The organism is Polynucleobacter sp. MWH-UH24A, assembly GCF_018687475.1.
In the GTDB taxonomy this organism is placed as follows: domain Bacteria; phylum Pseudomonadota; class Gammaproteobacteria; order Burkholderiales; family Burkholderiaceae; genus Polynucleobacter.
The window spans coordinates 1,865,859-1,882,581 of the sequence record NZ_CP061292.1; the positions used below are offsets into that span (position 1 = coordinate 1,865,859).

The 16,723-nt window shown below is 47.1% G+C and carries 18 protein-coding genes; 4 read left to right on the top strand and 14 right to left on the bottom strand.

Annotation, left to right across the window (positions count from 1 at the left end; genetic code table 11):
• Positions 1-65 precede the first annotated feature (65 nt).
• Genes ICV32_RS09750 through dapF form a run of 3 tightly spaced genes read left to right on the top strand, consistent with a single transcriptional unit; the run spans position 66 to position 2,746 of the window.
• Positions 66-926: a lysophospholipid acyltransferase family protein gene (locus ICV32_RS09750; protein ID WP_215370599.1), complete on the top strand. Its 861-nt coding sequence runs from the start codon at positions 66-68 to the stop codon at positions 924-926.
• Positions 927-934: 8 nt separating this feature from the next.
• On the top strand, positions 935-1,834 hold the full coding sequence (locus ICV32_RS09755; RefSeq protein ID WP_215370602.1) for a lipid A biosynthesis acyltransferase: 900 nt from the start codon (positions 935-937) through the stop codon (positions 1,832-1,834).
• Positions 1,835-1,858: 24 nt separating this feature from the next.
• The gene (dapF, locus tag ICV32_RS09760) at positions 1,859-2,746 is read left to right on the top strand and encodes a diaminopimelate epimerase (RefSeq protein WP_251371862.1); all 888 of its coding nucleotides are present in this window, start codon (positions 1,859-1,861) and stop codon (positions 2,744-2,746) included.
• On the opposite strand, the gene pyrE is transcribed toward dapF, so the two are convergent.
• Positions 2,743-3,414: an orotate phosphoribosyltransferase gene (gene pyrE, locus ICV32_RS09765; protein ID WP_215370605.1), complete on the bottom strand. Its 672-nt coding sequence runs from the start codon at positions 3,412-3,414 to the stop codon at positions 2,743-2,745. The two genes, dapF and pyrE, sit on opposite strands and share 4 nt — an antisense overlap.
• An 8-nt stretch (positions 3,415-3,422) precedes the next feature.
• Here pyrE and ICV32_RS09770 point away from each other — a divergent pair, with 8 nt between their 5' ends.
• Positions 3,423-4,205, top strand: a complete 783-nt coding sequence (locus ICV32_RS09770) for an exodeoxyribonuclease III (protein WP_215370607.1) — start codon at positions 3,423-3,425, stop codon at positions 4,203-4,205.
• On the opposite strand, the gene ICV32_RS09775 is transcribed toward ICV32_RS09770, so the two are convergent.
• The 13 genes from ICV32_RS09775 to gatC all read right to left on the bottom strand — a co-directional run bounded on the left by ICV32_RS09775 (position 4,177) and on the right by gatC (position 16,661).
• Complete coding sequence (locus ICV32_RS09775; RefSeq protein WP_251371863.1) at positions 4,177-5,502, bottom strand: MFS transporter; 1,326 nt, start codon at positions 5,500-5,502, stop codon at positions 4,177-4,179. The two genes, ICV32_RS09770 and ICV32_RS09775, sit on opposite strands and share 29 nt — an antisense overlap.
• Positions 5,489-6,076 carry a methionine biosynthesis protein MetW gene (gene metW, locus ICV32_RS09780; RefSeq protein WP_215370610.1) on the bottom strand — a complete coding sequence of 196 codons (588 nt, stop codon included), beginning with the start codon at positions 6,074-6,076 and terminating at the stop codon, positions 5,489-5,491. Before metW ends, ICV32_RS09775 begins: the two co-directional genes overlap by 14 nt.
• Positions 6,067-7,209 (bottom strand): homoserine O-acetyltransferase, encoded by a 1,143-nt coding sequence (locus ICV32_RS09785; RefSeq protein ID WP_215370613.1) that lies wholly within the window; start codon positions 7,207-7,209, stop codon positions 6,067-6,069. Before ICV32_RS09785 ends, metW begins: the two co-directional genes overlap by 10 nt.
• Positions 7,206-7,859: a nucleoid occlusion factor SlmA gene (gene slmA, locus ICV32_RS09790; protein WP_215370615.1), complete on the bottom strand. Its 654-nt coding sequence runs from the start codon at positions 7,857-7,859 to the stop codon at positions 7,206-7,208. Before slmA ends, ICV32_RS09785 begins: the two co-directional genes overlap by 4 nt.
• A gap of 10 nt (positions 7,860-7,869) precedes the next feature.
• Positions 7,870-8,775: an acetylglutamate kinase gene (argB, locus tag ICV32_RS09795; RefSeq protein ID WP_215370618.1), complete on the bottom strand. Its 906-nt coding sequence runs from the start codon at positions 8,773-8,775 to the stop codon at positions 7,870-7,872.
• Positions 8,776-8,789: 14 nt separating this feature from the next.
• Entirely contained in the window at positions 8,790-9,275 is a 486-nt protein-coding gene (gene dksA / locus ICV32_RS09800) for an RNA polymerase-binding protein DksA (protein WP_215370621.1), read from the bottom strand.
• A gap of 184 nt (positions 9,276-9,459) precedes the next feature.
• Complete coding sequence (locus tag ICV32_RS09805; RefSeq protein WP_215370624.1) at positions 9,460-10,512, bottom strand: GTP-binding protein; 1,053 nt, start codon at positions 10,510-10,512, stop codon at positions 9,460-9,462.
• A gap of 51 nt (positions 10,513-10,563) precedes the next feature.
• Positions 10,564-11,769: a class I SAM-dependent rRNA methyltransferase gene (locus tag ICV32_RS09810; protein ID WP_215370627.1), complete on the bottom strand. Its 1,206-nt coding sequence runs from the start codon at positions 11,767-11,769 to the stop codon at positions 10,564-10,566.
• The gene (xerC, locus tag ICV32_RS09815; RefSeq protein ID WP_215370631.1) at positions 11,766-12,722 is read right to left on the bottom strand and encodes a tyrosine recombinase XerC; all 957 of its coding nucleotides are present in this window, start codon (positions 12,720-12,722) and stop codon (positions 11,766-11,768) included. Before xerC ends, ICV32_RS09810 begins: the two co-directional genes overlap by 4 nt.
• A gap of 18 nt (positions 12,723-12,740) precedes the next feature.
• Complete coding sequence (locus ICV32_RS09820) at positions 12,741-13,379, bottom strand: DUF484 family protein (RefSeq protein WP_215370634.1); 639 nt, start codon at positions 13,377-13,379, stop codon at positions 12,741-12,743.
• Between the two features lie 8 nt (positions 13,380-13,387).
• Positions 13,388-14,863, bottom strand: coding sequence for an Asp-tRNA(Asn)/Glu-tRNA(Gln) amidotransferase subunit GatB (gene gatB, locus ICV32_RS09825; RefSeq protein ID WP_215370637.1), 1,476 nt, complete (start codon positions 14,861-14,863; stop codon positions 13,388-13,390).
• Positions 14,860-16,371, bottom strand: coding sequence for an Asp-tRNA(Asn)/Glu-tRNA(Gln) amidotransferase subunit GatA (gene gatA, locus ICV32_RS09830; protein WP_215370640.1), 1,512 nt, complete (start codon positions 16,369-16,371; stop codon positions 14,860-14,862). Before gatA ends, gatB begins: the two co-directional genes overlap by 4 nt.
• Complete coding sequence (gatC, locus tag ICV32_RS09835) at positions 16,368-16,661, bottom strand: Asp-tRNA(Asn)/Glu-tRNA(Gln) amidotransferase subunit GatC (RefSeq protein ID WP_215370643.1); 294 nt, start codon at positions 16,659-16,661, stop codon at positions 16,368-16,370. Before gatC ends, gatA begins: the two co-directional genes overlap by 4 nt.
• Between the last annotated feature and the right edge of the window lie 62 nt (positions 16,662-16,723).

Consider the following 16,723-nt stretch of genomic DNA (forward strand, 5'->3'; position numbering starts at 1 on the left):
ATAGGATTCTATCTTATTTAACGACTGGTCGCTAAACCCCATTTTGAATTGAATATCATTAGCACATGTCACATTGGGCGTTGCATTTCATTCTAAAAAGTGTCGCCAGTCTCCCTTTGGGTTTGGCCCAAATTCTGGGTGGCTTCGGCGGGATTGTGGCCTTCACTTTTTTTCCTCATTTTCGGAGCTTATTTCAAGAAAATTACCACCACGCTATGCAACTGCATGGCAAGAAAACCCATTCGTTGAAAGCAGCAGCAGCCTCGGGAATGCTATTTATCGACAGTCTTTGGATCTGGCATAACCCCCAAAAGGCCCTTGAACGGGCTGACGTTCAAGACTGGAGCCCAGTCGACCAAGCGGTTCAAGAGGGCAAGGGCTTAGTGATGCTCACACCCCACCTAGGGGGCTTTGAAATCATCCCTCGGATACTGGCTACTCATTTCCCGGCAACCATTTTGTATCGACCGGCTCGTCAAGAATGGTTAAATAACCTCATTGAGGAGCAGCGCGCCTATCCGAACATGCATTTTGTGCCTACAAACCTCCAGGGAGTTCGCAAAATGGTTAAAGCCCTTCAGGAGGGCGAGGCAATTGGCATTCTTCCAGATCAAGTTCCCAGTGGTGGCGATGGGGTGTGGGTGAAGTTTTTTAATCGATACGCCTACACCACACCCCTGCCGGCTCGCCTGGCCAATCGTAACCAAACCCCGGTCATTCTGTTCTCAGCAATTCGTAAATCACTCGGCCAGGGCTGGACGATTAAAGCCCATCGCTTGGCATCCTTTTCTGATGATGCGCATCATGCGGCAACGCAAATGAACCAAGCCATCGAGGCGGTCATTCTTGAGGCTCCAGAACAATTCATTTGGTCATACAACCGCTATAAACACCCGGAGGGTGCAGAACTTCCACCCCAAGAGTAAATGATTTGATGAGCTGGCTGCATACCTTCTTGAATTACATTGGCCTAAGTATTCTGAGGCTTTTTGCTTTCTTGCCCTACGCCTGGACGGTTCAAACCGGATATGCCCTCGGATATTTATTTGGACGACTTCCCCATCAACGCAAATATGTGGTGCTTCGAAATTTACAACTCTGTTTTCCAAATCTTACCTCCCATCAAATACAAAGATTGGCTAACGAACATTGGCGACTCTTAGGGCGCGCCGTAATCGAACGAAGCCGTGTTTGGCTTGGTAGTGCAAAACAAATTTTTTCCTTGGTTGATATTGAAAGTGAAATTCCTCTGGGCGATAACAAGCCCAGAATTTTGGTGATTCCCCACTTTGTCGGTTTTGAATGCGGATTTATGGCACTTTCTGCCCTTGGGGAAAAGAATGGCTGGCAGCGCGGCGCCGGACTTTATCAAAACATGAAAAATCCATTTTTCAATCAAAAAATCATCGAATGGCGCAACCGCTTTGGTGCTAAATCGATTAATCGTCAGAATCGGCTCTTTGATTTAATTCGGGAGATTCGGAAGGGTAATTTTGTCGTGATTGCACCTGATATCGATTTAGGACCGAAAGACTCGGCGTTTGTACCCTTTTTTGGAATTCAAACCAATACGATTACTGCCATTTCACGTCTAGCTAAAGCATGTGGTGCAGAAGTGTGTTTAATGATCACAACACTCAATCCGGATAAAAGTAAGTACATTTGCAAAATCCACAAAGCATTGCCTAATTTTCCAAGCGATGATCCAGTAGCTGATACCGCTCGACTAAATCAATGCTTTGAAGAAGAAATTCGTCAACGCCCTGCTGAGTATTATTGGGTTCATAAGCGCTTCAAATATCGACCTCCGGGCGAAGCAAGCTTGTATGATTAGGCTCACACAGACCAACTGCATGTTATGACCCGATTACGCTTTACCAAAATGCATGGCGCCGGCAATGATTTTATTGTCATTGATGGAACACGCCAAGATATTCGATCAATTACTCCAGCGATATGGCGCAAGCTAGCACATCGTCAACTTGGTGTCGGAGCCGATCAAATTTTGATCGTTGAACCAAGTAACCTGCCTAATGTCGACTTCAAATACCGCATATTTAATGCCGATGGTGGTGAGGTGGAGCAATGCGGAAATGGCTCGAGATGCTTTGTGCGTTTTGTGCATGAAGAGGGCTTAAGCACTAAAAATGAAGTTCGAGTTGAAGTCAGCAACGGCCTTCTAACTCTTAAACGCCTAGCCAATGGCTCTGTAGAGGTTGATATGGGTAGGCCGATTTTTAACCCTCCTGAAATACCTTTCAATCCATCAGGCCTCACAAGTAAACAAGAATTACACGAAACTCTTTATGCGCTCCCTCTCAGTCGCAATAGCGGCGCGCATGCCGATTGGGTTTCAGCCTTATCGATGGGGAACCCCCATGCCGTTCAAGTCGTTGAAGATCTTGATAGTGCGCCAGTGTTGATCGATGGGCCTTTAATTGAGTCGCATCCTGCCTTCCCAAATCGAGTCAATGCCGGTTTTATGCAGATTCTTAATCGCCATTCCATTCGATTGCGAGTCTATGAGCGCGGTGCGGGTGAGACCCTATCGTGCGGTACCGGTGCATGCGCTGCAGCTGTATCGGGGATCCGCCGGGGACTACTAGACTCACCAGTCAATGTAAGCACCCGCGGCGGAGAACTTGAGATTATGTGGGATGGTTTTAAGAATCCCAACGCGGTAGTGTTAATGCGTGGACCTACGCAAACGGTGTACCGTGGCGAAATCGATTTAGATACGCTTTAAATTCCGTATCGATTTCGGTAATCTTGAACTGCTGGAAGAAACGTTTGCAATTGCTGGTCATGCGATTGCTGTAAATAATGCATTAAACCCTCTAGGTTAGCGATTGCAATCACCGGCAATCCAAATTCTTGTCCGACACTTTGCACCGCAGAGTATTGACCAACCTTGAGCGCATCTCCTGACTTTTCCATTCGATCGAGTGCAATTAATACTGCACAAGGCTTAGCACCAGCTCGAACAATTAAATCAACCGACTCACGCACCGAGGTGCCCGCTGAAATCACATCATCAATAATGACAACTCGGCCTTTAACGGGAGCACCAATTAAGGTTCCGCCTTCACCATGATCTTTCGCCTCTTTGCGGTTATAGGCAAAAGGGGTATTGCGTCCAGAGCGTGCTAGTGCAATTGCCGTACTCGCTGCCAAAGTAATCCCTTTGTATGCGGGCCCAAAGAGCATATCAAAATCAATGTTTGATCCAAGCAGTGCGTGCGCGTAAAACTCACCAAGCTTTCCCAGTTGTGCGCCATTATTAAAGAGCCCGGCATTAAAAAAATAGGGGGACAATCGCCCGGCCTTCGTTTTAAACTCGCCAAAGGACAATACTTTTGCTTCAAGCGCGAATTGAATAAAGTCCGACTGATTTTTTTCTGGATTTACACTCATAGGTCTGTATGTTACGCATCATTTCTGCCAATCTCAATGGCATTCGCTCCGCAGCCAAAAAAGGCTTTATGGAGTGGATGCACGATCAACATGCTGATTTTATCTGCGTACAAGAACTCAAAGCGCAAGAGTCTGACCTAGAGCCAGCAATTCGCTCTCCCAACGAACTAAATTCGTATTTTCATTACGCTGAGAAAAAAGGGTATAGCGGTGCGGGAATCTACACCCCCCACCCCATTGATGATCTGCAAATTGGATTTGGTAATCCCGAATTCGATGCCGAGGGGCGTTATGTTGAAATTTCGATCGGTTCCCTTTCAGTGGTCTCAGTTTATATGCCATCCGGCTCAAGCTCACCTGAACGCCAAGAGGCTAAATTTCGCTTTCTAGATGCCTTTTTACCCCATCTCATCAAACTCAAACAAAAAGGTCGGCAGGTTGTTTTGTGCGGTGACGTCAATATTGCACATCAAGAAATTGATTTGAAGAACTGGAAAGGGAATCTAAAGAATTCTGGGTTCTTACCCGAAGAGCGCGCTTGGTTAACCAGGCTTTTTACGAAGGAGGGTTATATGGATGTTTATCGACATCTCGAGCCTCACGCAAGCGATAGCTGCTATACCTGGTGGAGTCAACGAGGCCAAGCGTATGCCAAGAATGTAGGGTGGCGTATTGATTATCAAATCGCCACACCAGAGTTTGGCAAGTCCGCTAAAAAGGCTGGTGTTTATAAAAAGCAGCGCTTCTCAGACCATGCGCCGCTTATGATTGAGTACGACTGGGCACTTTAACCTGCATCCGGATTGCAATCCCAATCAAGATAAGCACCGGGATACCAATGAGTGCGGTCGAGATAAAAAAGCTCTCGTAGCCAAAGCGGTCAACATATACTCCAGAAAATCCGGCCATCCATTTTGGTAGCAATACCATCATTGAACTAAATAATGCATATTGCGTTGCTGAGTACTGCACATTAGTTAATGAAGATAGATAAGCAATAAAAGCAGCCGAGGCGATACCAGAGCTCAGATTATCCGCTGAGATCACCCAAATTAAACCCGTCAAATCATGACCGCGTGTACTAAGCCAAGCAAAAAGAAGATTACTGGCTGCTGAGAGAATGGCTCCCAAAAATAAAATACGCATGACACCAAAACGCAATGCCAGAATCCCACCAATAAATGCACCCAATAAGGTCATGATGACCCCGAATACTTTTGTGACTGCCGCTACCTCATCCTTGGTATAGCCCATATCGACATAAAACGGGTTCGCCATAATCCCCATAACAACATCACTAATGCGGTAGACAGCTATGAGCGCCAGGATTAAAAAAGCATGCCAACGGTACCGACCGATAAAATCTGCAAAGGGCTGAATAAGAGTTTGCAAAAGCCATTCGCCTGCAGAACGTGCTTTGGGTAATTGGATAATTTGGGGTTCCGGGCTGAGTAACGTTGTTATTACCCCAACGCTCATCGATAACGCCATCACCAAATAGGCAAATTGCCAGGCGTTCGTAAAGTACAAGCTGGTGCTTTCTTCAGCACGAGCAGCAAGCCACAATGCCCCCGCTCCCGCCCAAATCATCGCCAAGCGATACCCTGTTTGATAGCTGGCTGCCAATGCGGCTTGGTACTCGGCTTTGGCCGACTCAATCCGAAAAGCATCAAGCGCAATATCTTGGGTGGCTGAAGCAAAGGCGACTAATAATGCAAACCAAATAATGACTTGTAAGTCTTGTTTGGGATCGCTCATCGCCATGCCGACTAAGCCGACCATAATGAGCGCTTGAGCAAGCAACAGCCAACTACGCCGACGCCCAAGACGTTTTGTGATTCCGGGAATTGGTACTCGATCTACCAACGGCGCCCAAAGCCACTTCCCGGCATAAAACAGGCCAACCCATGATAAATAGCCAATGGTGCTGCGATCAATACCGAGCTCTCTGAGACGAAAACTTAAGGTACCTAATACCAAAAGAAGCGGAAGTCCGGCTGAGAATCCTAAAAAGAAAATACGAATACTGGGCCATTCAAAATAGACCCGTAAATCATTGAACCAAGAGCGAATGCTATTTAGCTCCACACACGCGATAGATTGCTAAGCTGCCAAATAAATTAGGTAGCAAGTGGACTGTCTTGCCGTGATGCAAAACAACCCGTCCCAAAATTTCAATTCCTAATTTGTGTGCCAAGGCTTCAAAATCAGCAATGGTCAGAACTCGGACATTGGGCGTATTAAACCACTCGTATGGTAATGATTTCGAAACGGGCATGCGACCCAGAGCAACCGCATAACGGTGCGACCAGTGTCCAAAATTTGGAAACGAGACAACGCATTGTTTTCCGACACGTACAACTTCTCGCAAAATACGCTCCGTTTGATGAATCGTCTGCAAGGTCTGCGATAACACGACGGTATCAAAACTTTGATCCTTGAAAAGCGCTAAACCGCCTTCCAAATCCTGCTGGATTACATTTAGGCCCTTTTCCACACAAGCCAATACAGCAGTATCGGTAATTTCAACACCATAAGTGATTGCCTTGCGCTTTGCACGAATGAACTCGAGGAACGAGCCGTCACCACAACCTAAATCCAGCAAGGAGCTGTTCGTTTCAACCCAATTCGCGATCGCATCAAAATCGGATCTTAATTGCATTTTGCCTCCGCCATCGTCGCAAAATAGGCCCGCACTAACCGGTGATAGCGTTCATCATCCAGTAAAAATGCATCGTGTCCATGCGGTGCATCAATTTCGGCATAACTTACATCGGTTTTATTGTTGAGCAAGGCTTGCACAATTTCACGACTGCGATCGGGCGAAAATCGCCAATCCGTTGAAAAGCTAATGACCAAAAATTTAGCACGGACATTCGCTAGCGCTTGACTCAAGTCACCATGGTAGCGCTTTGCTGGATCAAAATAGTCCAAGGCCCGCGTAATCAATAGATAGGTATTGGCATCAAAATAGCCGGAGAACTTATCGCCTTGATGCCGTAAATAGCTCTCGACGGCAAATTCCACATCAAAACTAAATCGATACTCGTCTGGCGCACCAGCTAAGCGCTGTAAATCACGTCCAAACTTTTCAGCCATATCATCATCCGATAGATACGTGATATGGCCCACCATCCGCGCTAAGCGCAAACCACGTTTTGGGACGACGCCATGTTTGTAGTAATCGCCGCCATAAAAATCAGGGTCTGACAAAATTGCATTACGGGCAACCTCATTAAAGGCAATATTCTGAGCGCTGAGCTTTGGCGTCGAGGCAATCACCACACAATGGGCGACGCGCTCTGGATATTGAGTGGCCCACGACATCGCCTGCATACCACCTAAACTTCCGCCCATCACTGCCGCAAATTTTCTAATGCCCATTTGATCAGCTAAGCGCGCTTGAGCATTGACCCAATCCTCAACGGTGAGCACTGGAAAGCGAGCTCCATAAGGCTCATTGGTTTGCGGGTTAATGCTCATGGGTCCTGTTGAGCCAAAACACGAACCTAGATTATTCACCCCAATCACAAAAAAATGATTGGTATCGACTGGCTTACCAGGCCCAACCATGTTGTCCCACCAACCCAACTCATTTGAATTATCAGGATCAATGCCCGCTACATGATGCGATGCATTCAGCGCGTGGCAAATCAGAACCGCATTGCTCGCATTTGCATTGAGCTGTCCGTAGGTTTCGACAACTAAATTGTATTGATCAATGCTAGCGCCACTTTGAAGCCTCAGGGGCGCATCAAAATGATAAGTTTTCTTTGAAAGATGCAGCTCATTCATGCAGTAAGCAGAATTCGTAGGCTTGGTTCAATTCCTTCGCTAGGCAACTTTCTAAAGCCACTTCGAGCAAAGCGATGCCAACGACCAACCACATAACTCATCAAAAGTGCAGACTGTAAACCGGCTGTATCCGAAGCTGCACCATCCTGATGTTGACTTTGCGCAATACGTAATGATTGCTTAAGGGATGTTTCCACACGATCTAAAACTTGATTAATACGTTCCTGAAGGCGCTCATCCTCCTGCAACAATGCGTCGCCCAGTAAAACACGCACCATGCCAGGATTTTTCTCAGCAAAGACTAATAGCATTTGCACCATCCCCTTCACTTGTGCGATGCCTAGTTCTTCTTTTTGATTAATCTGATTAATGAGTCCAAAAATCGTTTGCTCGATGAATGCGATTAAGCCCTCAAACATTTGTGCTTTACTTGCAAAATGCCGATAGAGAGCAGCCTCTGAAACACCGATCTTGGCAGCTAGAGCGGCCGTTGTGACGCGATCGCCACTTGGGTTTTGTAGCATCTCGGCCAAAATCTGCAGAATCTGTAAGCGACGCTCACCTGGGCGTGGGCGCTTGCGAGTCTTAGTCTCGCCCCCGCTAATCTCAGAAGCTGATTCTTGATGAAGAGGGCTACCGCTGCTGTTCATGATTATTTTTTTATCTAGAACGTATCATGGTACCAAAAGCTTGTTCCGTCAGTATTTCTAAGAGTAGGGAGTGCTCAATTCGGCCATCAATAATGTGCACCGAGTTCACCCCACTCTTGGCAGCATCTAAGGCAGATGAAATTTTGGGGAGCATCCCGCCAGAAATCGTTCCGTCTGCAAATAACGCATCAATCTCGCGCGCACTTAAATCCGTCAAGAGTTTGCCTGCCTTATCCATGACGCCCGGTATATTGGTCATCATCACTAATTTTTCGGCCTTCAAGATTTCAGCCATTTTGCCGGCAACTAAATCAGCGTTGATGTTGTAGGCTTGGCCTTCTTCACTAAAGCCAATCGGTGAAATTACTGGAATAAACGCATCGTCTTGCAAAGCTTTCACTACGGCTGGATTGATTGATTCAATTTCACCCACAAAACCGAGATCAATCGGTGCGCCTGATGGAATTTGTTCATTAGGAACCATCATTTTCTTAGCATGGATTAAGCCACCATCTTTGCCGGTTAAGCCAACTGCCTGACCGCCAAAATGATTGATTAGCATCACGATGTCTTGCTGAACCTCGCCACCCAATACCCACTCAACCACTTCCATCGTCTCTTCATCGGTAACCCGCATTCCCTGAATAAAAGTGCCGGTCTTACCAATTTTCTTAAGGGCCTCATCAATTTGTGGGCCGCCACCATGAACAACAACAGGGTTCATGCCAACAAGCTTTAGCAAAATAACATCACGCGCAAAGCTCTCTTTAAGGCGCTCCTCAACCATGGCATTGCCGCCATACTTAATCACAATGGTTTTGCCATGGTATTGTCGAATATAGGGCAAAGCCTCGGCCAGAATCTCGGCCTTCAATAATGGTGGGATGTCAGCGAGTGTTGGTACTGCTTTAGTCATGATGAATAGAAATCCTATTCACCAAATAACTTCTGACGCAGCTCACGGCGCTCTTGTGCCTCGAGCGAAAGATTAGCGGTTGGACGGGCGATCAGGCGGGACAAGCCAATCGGCTCACCGGTTTCTTCGCACCAACCATAATCACCCGAGTCAATTCTGGACAAAGCTTGCTCAACCTTTTTTAAGAGCTTTCGCTCGCGATCTCGGGTTCGGAGCTCTAACGCGTGCTCCTCTTCAATCGTCGCCCGATCCGCGGGATCAGGTACCAGTATGTTTTCACGCAGATGCTCGGTCGTTTCACTGGCGTGCTTCAAGATATCCTCTTTGAGCGTCTGCAATTTGGTGCGGAAGAACTCTAACTGAGCAGCGTTCATATAGTCTTTTTCAGACATCTTCAGCAATTCAGCCTCAGTGAGTGGGGCGCCTTTAGCGGACGACCCAGAAGCTTTCTTACTGGACTCAGCAGATTTAGCTTTCGTACTAGCTTCTTTTGTCGTCATCGTTTTTCCTTCGTTCCAAATAGTCAACACCTTAAACCCTAGGGCAAAATCGCCAATCAGGGTTACTACTAAAAGTCGCTTAATTGCACTTTCAAGGGAGCATTATTACGCTTTCTATAAAAGTTTCAATGGCTATTTAATTGCAACCGTGGCGGCGCATTGTACAGTAATTCAATTAATTCAATTAGTTAGCTAAGCAGCCTTCTAATCCAGCCAGCAAAGTATCTTTTGGCAAGTCAATCCCAATGAACACCATACGAGTTTGTTTGGGCTCCGCCCCCCATGGACCCGCCAAATCACTACCCATCATTTCATGAACGCCTTGGAGGACCACCTTGCGAGCCGAGCCCTTCACGTACAGAACGCCTTTGTAGCGCAACATCTTCTCCCCGAATACAGATAAAACGCCACCTAAAAAATCCTCTAGTTTGCGGTGATCAAAGGGTTTATCGCTCTTAAATACAAATGACTGAATTCGATCGGTGTGTCCATGGTGGTTGTGATGGTTGTGGCCATGGTCATGGTGATGCTCATGATCGTGGTGGTGATCATGACCGCACTCACTGTGGTCGTGATCATCCTCCTCCAAAAAATGGGGGTCAATATCAAGCTTCGCGTTTAAATTAAATCCCCGTAAATCCAAGACAGAATCGAGAGACACTACGCCCTTTGTAATCGTTTGGATGGGTGCTCTTGGGTTCATATGCATCAACCGATTCTTTAAGGTCGCAATTTCTTCTGGGCTTACAAGATCTGTTTTGGTAATAAAGATGCGATCGGCAAAACCAACTTGGCGCTGAACCTCCTCGTGCTCATTCAGTTGCTTTTGTCCATGCTTCGCGTCCACAAGGGTAACAACGGCGTCTAACACGTAATGATTTGCTATGTCGTCATCTATAAAAAACGTTTGCGCAACTGGACCAGGATTTGCCACACCGGTTGTTTCAATGACCACGTGATCAAACTGAATTTTTTTATTTTTGCGCTGCTCCCACAGTTGATTTAACGCCTCAACCAAATCGCCGCGAATCGAGCAACAGACGCAGCCATTACTCATTTGCACAATTTGCTCTTGGGTATCTTGAATCAAGATATCGTTATCGATATTCTCTTCACCAAATTCGTTTTCAATTACAGCAATTTTTTTACCGTGCTCACCAGTCAAAATATGTTTTAACAAAGTGGTCTTGCCGCTGCCCAAAAATCCCGTGAGAATCGTTACTGGTATTAATGCCATCGTGGTGTGATTTCTTAAAAAGAGTGAATAAAGAAAGTATCTTACCGATTATTAAGTACGCTGGAGTAACAAACCTTTGAGGTACTCCCCTTCCGGAAAACTCGCCAAAACTGGGTGGTCTAACCCTGCCGCCAAACGCTGCATAACGCGATAATTCGTTGCCTCGTCTTGCATGTGTCCCAAGGCCTCGCTAACGGATGAGGCAATCATTTGCTCAAAATGCTGGGGGCTTACAGCGCCCGAACAGGAGAATGTAAATAATAGACCGCCTGGATTAAGTAATTGCAATGCGGCACGGTTAATCTCTTTATAAGCCTTTAGGGCACGCTCAAGATGTTGGGCTGAAGGCGCAAACTTTGGTGGATCTAAAACGATTAAATCAAACTTTTCTTGGGCGCCCCTTAGCTCTCTCAGCGTTGAAAATGCATCGGCATCATGCCAGGTCGCCAATTCTGGAGAATATCCATTCATAATCATTTGACGCTGTGCTAATACCAACGCATCGCCAGATGAATCAACCGACATGACGCTCTTTGCCCCTCCTTGCAAAGCCGCCAAAGAGAATCCGCCGGTGTAGCAAAACATATTGAGTACCCGGCGATCTCTTGAGAGCTCAGATACCATGCGGCGATTATCCCGCTGATCAATATAAAAACCGGTCTTATGACCCCCGAGCACATCGATTCCATACTGAACCCCATGCTCATTGACCGAAATGAGCTCGCCATCATGCTCGCCAAACAAAATACCACTCTGCTCCGCCAATCCCTCGCGAGCTCGCACAGCAGCATCGGAGCGTTCAACCATTAAAGTGCACCGGGTTTGCTCTAGCAAAGCACCAATGATGGCATCACGCCAATACTCCACGCCCGCGCTCAGAAATTGGCAAACAATCACACGGTCATACTGGTCAACGATTAGGCCGGGCAATCCATCGGCCTCCCCAGCGATTAATCGAATCGCATTTGTACCCCTAACCCATTGCTGTCGGTGCTGTATTGCTGTACTAATTTTGCGCTTAAAGAAGGCGTGGTCGATGGCTTCGCTTTCGCTCCATGACCAAACGCGAACGCGGATTTTAGATAAAGGGCTATAGGCTCCTTTGGCAATCCAGCGACCATCCTGACTCAGGATCTGAACCGTTGCACCTGCTTTAGGCTGTCCATCAACTCGCTTGATCGCAGTCGCATACACCCAGGGGTGCCTCCGCACAATGGGGCGCTCTTTACTTGCCTCAAGAGTAATGCTGCAATTCACGATTTATTACCCTTTACTTTTGCACGCGGGTGAGCGCTGTCATAGGCTTTTGCTAGATGCTGAAAATCCAATGCGGTATAAATTTGTGTACTTGCAATGCTCGCGTGACCCAACATCTCTTGCACCGCTCGTAAATCATGAGACGATTGCAAAACATGGCTCGCGAAACTGTGCCGCATCATGTGTGGATGCACATGGGTGGGTAAACCGGCGCGGATGGCCATCGATCGCAAACGGGCCTGAACAGTTCGTGGCCCAAGACGTTTACCCTGAATGGACACAAACAATGCGTGCTGATCCTTTAGTGGCAATAAAGCGCGCTGTGTTTTCCAGTGCTGTAATGCCAGCATGGCGGGCTTACCAACTGGAATAGTTCTGCGCTTATTACCCTTGCCAAGAACTGATACCTCGCTTTCATTCCAATCAATCCAACCTAAAGAATCTCGACTTGGCTCACTATCTAACCCCAACAATTCCGATAAGCGCAAACCCGATGAATACAAAAGTTCGATCAAGGCATGGTCCCGATTCAGCTCCCATTCATCTTTTTCAGTCGCCTCCTTAGCGGCGAACTCAATTAACGCTAACGCCTGCTCAACCGATAACGCCTTTGGTAACAACTTACTTCGCTTGGGTGCTTTGATATCGGTGACAGGGTTTGATCCTAGACCGAGCTGATCTTTACTTTCTAATAAGAGCCAATCATAAAAACCGCGCCACGCAGATAAAACTCGAGCAATCGATCGCGCAGACAGTCCCTTAGCGTGCAGCGTTGCAGTCCAACGGCGAATGTGTACATGGTTTATTTGATCAATCGCACACTTTTCAGCTTGCGCATTCTCACTCAGTATTTTTAAATCGGCGCGATACGCTTTAATCGTATGGGCTGACAATTGCCGCACAATATGCAAGTTATTGAGGTAGGCCTCGATCTTTGCCGAGAGAGTATCCACAATCGTTCTGGGATGGGCTTAGCTAGCAACTCGCCGCAACGCTGCTGCAGCCAAACCAGCAATTTGTCTTAAATAGAACACGCCCATATCCTCTGTAAAGCGCTCCCTATCTTTACTAAGAAGGACTAGGCCGGCAAAGCGACTCTGATCCAATGGGATTGCCAATATGGCCAAGCTTTCCCATTCATTATTCGTTTGCAAATGCCCTAGCTTCTCTTTAAATAAATCAGGGCAGTTTGCAAAAGCTTGGCAAATCGGACGATCTAATAATTTTTCAAATATGGGGTCGTTTGGCAAAACCTTACAAACCTCAACCTCAAAGACAGAGGAGAGACCACTTTCAAGCGCGCTGTTTACTTCATTGATATCTTTTGCTTCAATGAGTTTTTGTAACCAAGCAACCATCGCCACTTGGGTCTTGTCATTACGACTACCAAAACGCAGCATCTCGTTTAAACGTAAATTGAGTTCTTGATTTTGTGAGCGCAACAGGTGCATTTGTCGCTCTTGCAAAGAAATGGCTCGATCACTATTGGGGTCTTTTAGGCGAACTTCTTGCAATACTTCTGCGTGACGCTCAAAAAATCCTGGGCACGCTTTCAGCCATTGGACTACCAAGGCTTCTTGCTCATCCTGACTAAGCTCTGGGGCGCTCATCTCATTTCCTATCCACTTTGTAATTTCTTGCGCAGTAACTCATTGAGCTGCTGAGGATTTGCCTTGCCTTGCGAGGCTTTCATCACCTGCCCAATCAAGGCATTAAAGGCCTTCTCTTTACCAGACTTAAACTCCTCAACGGATTTTGCATTAGCCTGTAAAACCCCATCAACAAGGGCTTCTAGGGCGCCGATATCGGTAATTTGCTTTAATCCGCGTTGCTCAATAATCTCATCAATTGGTATAGTCGGCTTATTGGCCAGCGCGTCCTCCCAAATCAAAATGAATATCTCTTTTGCAATCTTGTTGGAAATCGTTCCGTCTATAGAACGATTAAGTAGTGCCTCAATCTGGGTAATATCAATTGGTAATTCATGGGCGGATAAATTCGAGCGATTTAAAGACGAGGCTAAATCGCCGGCAATAAAGTTCGCAACGGTCTTGGCGTATTTTGCGCCTAAACGGCGGACCAGCTCCATGAATAGATCAGCTGTCGCACGATCTTGGCTGAGGATCTGAGTATCGTAAGGGCTAAGTCCGTATTCAGATTGCCACCGCGCGCGTAGCGTCGCTGGTAAAGCAGGCATAGCACTACGAATTTCTTCAATCCAATCCGAATGAATGACTAGCGGTAATAAATCAGGATCTGGAAAATACCGATAATCCTGTGCATCTTCTTTACTGCGCATGCTGCGCGTTTCTTGAAGATCAGGATCGTATAGGCGCGTTTCCTGAACGACCGTACCGCCATCTTCAATCAATTCAATTTGGCGACGCACTTCATACTGAATAGCCTCTTCTAAGAATCGAAATGAATTTAGATTCTTAATCTCGCAGCGTGTCCCGAATTCAGTCTGCCCCATGGGTCGTACTGATACATTCGCATCGCAGCGAAAAGAGCCCTCTTGCATATTGCCATCGCATACCCCTAGCCACACCACAAGACTATGAAGGGCTTTGGCATAAGCAACTGCCTCCGCAGCACTGTGCATTACCGGCTCAGTGACAATCTCTAAAAGAGGAGTCCCGGCTCGATTTAAATCAATTCCGCTTGCCGGTTCGCCATGGGGGCCAGTAAAATTTTCATGAACGGATTTGCCAGCATCTTCTTCTAAGTGGGCCCGCGTTAGCTCTACAACCTTTGTCTGTCCATCGACAACGATTTCAATTTGCCCCCCAACCACCACTGGTATCTCGTATTGACTAATTTGGTAGCCTTTGGGCAAATCAGGATAAAAATAATTTTTACGGGCAAAAATACTGCGCGGAGAAATCTGAGCTCCAATCGCCAAACCAAAACGGATTGCGTGCTCAACCGCTTGACGATTTAGAACTGGTAACACGCCTGGCAAAGCCAAATCGACTGCGCATGCCTGGGTATTTGGCTGGGCGCCAAATTGCGTACTCGCCCCACTGAATATTTTGGACTGTGTTAACAATTGCGTATGCGTCTCAAGTCCGATGACAACTTCCCACTTCATCATGCCACCCCTTCGGGTCTGCGCAGATGCCAGTCGCTGACTTGCTGATACTGGTGTGCAACTTGTAACAGGCGGGCCTCAGAAAAGTAATTTCCGATCAACTGCATGCCAATCGGCAATCCATCACCCGAAAATCCGCAGGGAGCGCTCATTGCTGGCAGGCCTGCTAAATTCGCTGATAAGGTATAGATATCTTCTAAGTACATCTGCAATGGATCTTTGGTCTTATCTCCCAGCCCCCACGCAACATCCGGGGCCACTGGTCCTAAAATCACATCGCACTGAGTGAAAGCTTGGGCAAAATCTGCAGCAATAATGCGACGAATTTTCTGGGCTTGCAGATAATAAGCATCGTAGTAGCCATGCGATAAAACATAGCTGCCAATCAAAATCCGTCGTTTAACTTCGGCACCAAAGCCCTCGCTACGAGAACGTTGATACATCTCCATCAAATCAGAATAATTACTCGCACGATGCCCATAGCGAACTCCATCGTAACGACTCAAATTGCTCGATGCTTCCGCCGGAGCCAAGACGTAATACACCGGGATCGATAGCTGGGTTTTGGGGAGGCTCACTTCGGTAATGAATGCTCCCAAGGCCTGAAGTTGCTCTTTAGCGGCCAATACTGCTTGGGCAACATCATGTGCGAGGCCTTCGGCAAAGAATTCCTTTGGCAAACCGATGCGTAAGCCCGCCAATGGTTTTTTTACATCTGCTTCTGACCACGGCTGATTCAAAAAACGTCCATAGTCCTCGCCGCTATCAGCAAGCGATGTTGAGTCACGCGGGTCATGAATCGACATTGCACTTAGTAAGAGAGCGCAATCCTCGGCCGTTTTACCAATTGGGCCCGCCTGATCCAATGAGGAGGCGTAAGCAATCATGCCGTATCGAGAGACCCGTCCATAGGTCGGCTTAATCCCAGTTAGCCCACAAAACGCTGCTGGTTGCCGAATCGATCCGCCAGTATCGGTCCCCGTAGCAATCGGTGCTAAACCAGCTGCAACGGCGACGGCTGACCCTCCTGAGGAGCCTCCCGAGACCCGCCGGATATCCCATGGGTTAAGAGCAGGCCCAAAAGCCGAGTTTTCATTGGACGAGCCCATTGCAAACTCATCCATGTTGGTTTTGCCCAGGCACACCATGCCCGCAGCCTGCGGCTGATCGTCGTCTGGGATTCCTAAAGCCGCCACCACAGTCGCATTAAAAGGGCTTTTATAGCCAGCCAGCATTTTGGAGGCAGCGGTCGTCACCCACTCTTTGGTTACAAAAACGTCTTTATGAGCAATCGGAATCCCTGTTAAGGGGCCAGCAAGCCCTTGGGATCTCAGGTGATCAGCCCGTCTAGCCTGCTCTCGGGTCTGGTCTGGCAAAACATCTAGATAGGCATTTAAATGCTGGTGCCTTGTCATTCTCTCCAAAAAGAATTCACACAATTCTAAACTAGATATTTCTTTATTAATCAATAAGTTAGACAGATTACGCAAGGTTTGATGCTGCCAATTCATTCGATCACCCTCGGCACCAAAAAATAACCCTCGGCTTGGGCGGGCGCATTGGCCATATTCTGTTCGCGCGCATTGCTCTCCGTGCATGCGTCGACCCGCAAAGGTTCTGCCAAATCCTCAATAAACAAAATGGGGTGGGACAAAGGCTCAATCTGATCGGTGTTGACTGCTTGCATTTGTTCAACCAATGCAAAAACAGCCTCTAATTGTGGCAGTACCGCGACGGCCTCGGAGGCACTTAATTCCAAGCGAGAGAGCTTCGCTATACGGTGAACTTCATTTATATCCATGAGGTGCTAGAGTATCATTTCACTTTTGTATTTAATAATTTTTCTATTTTCTCACTTACATT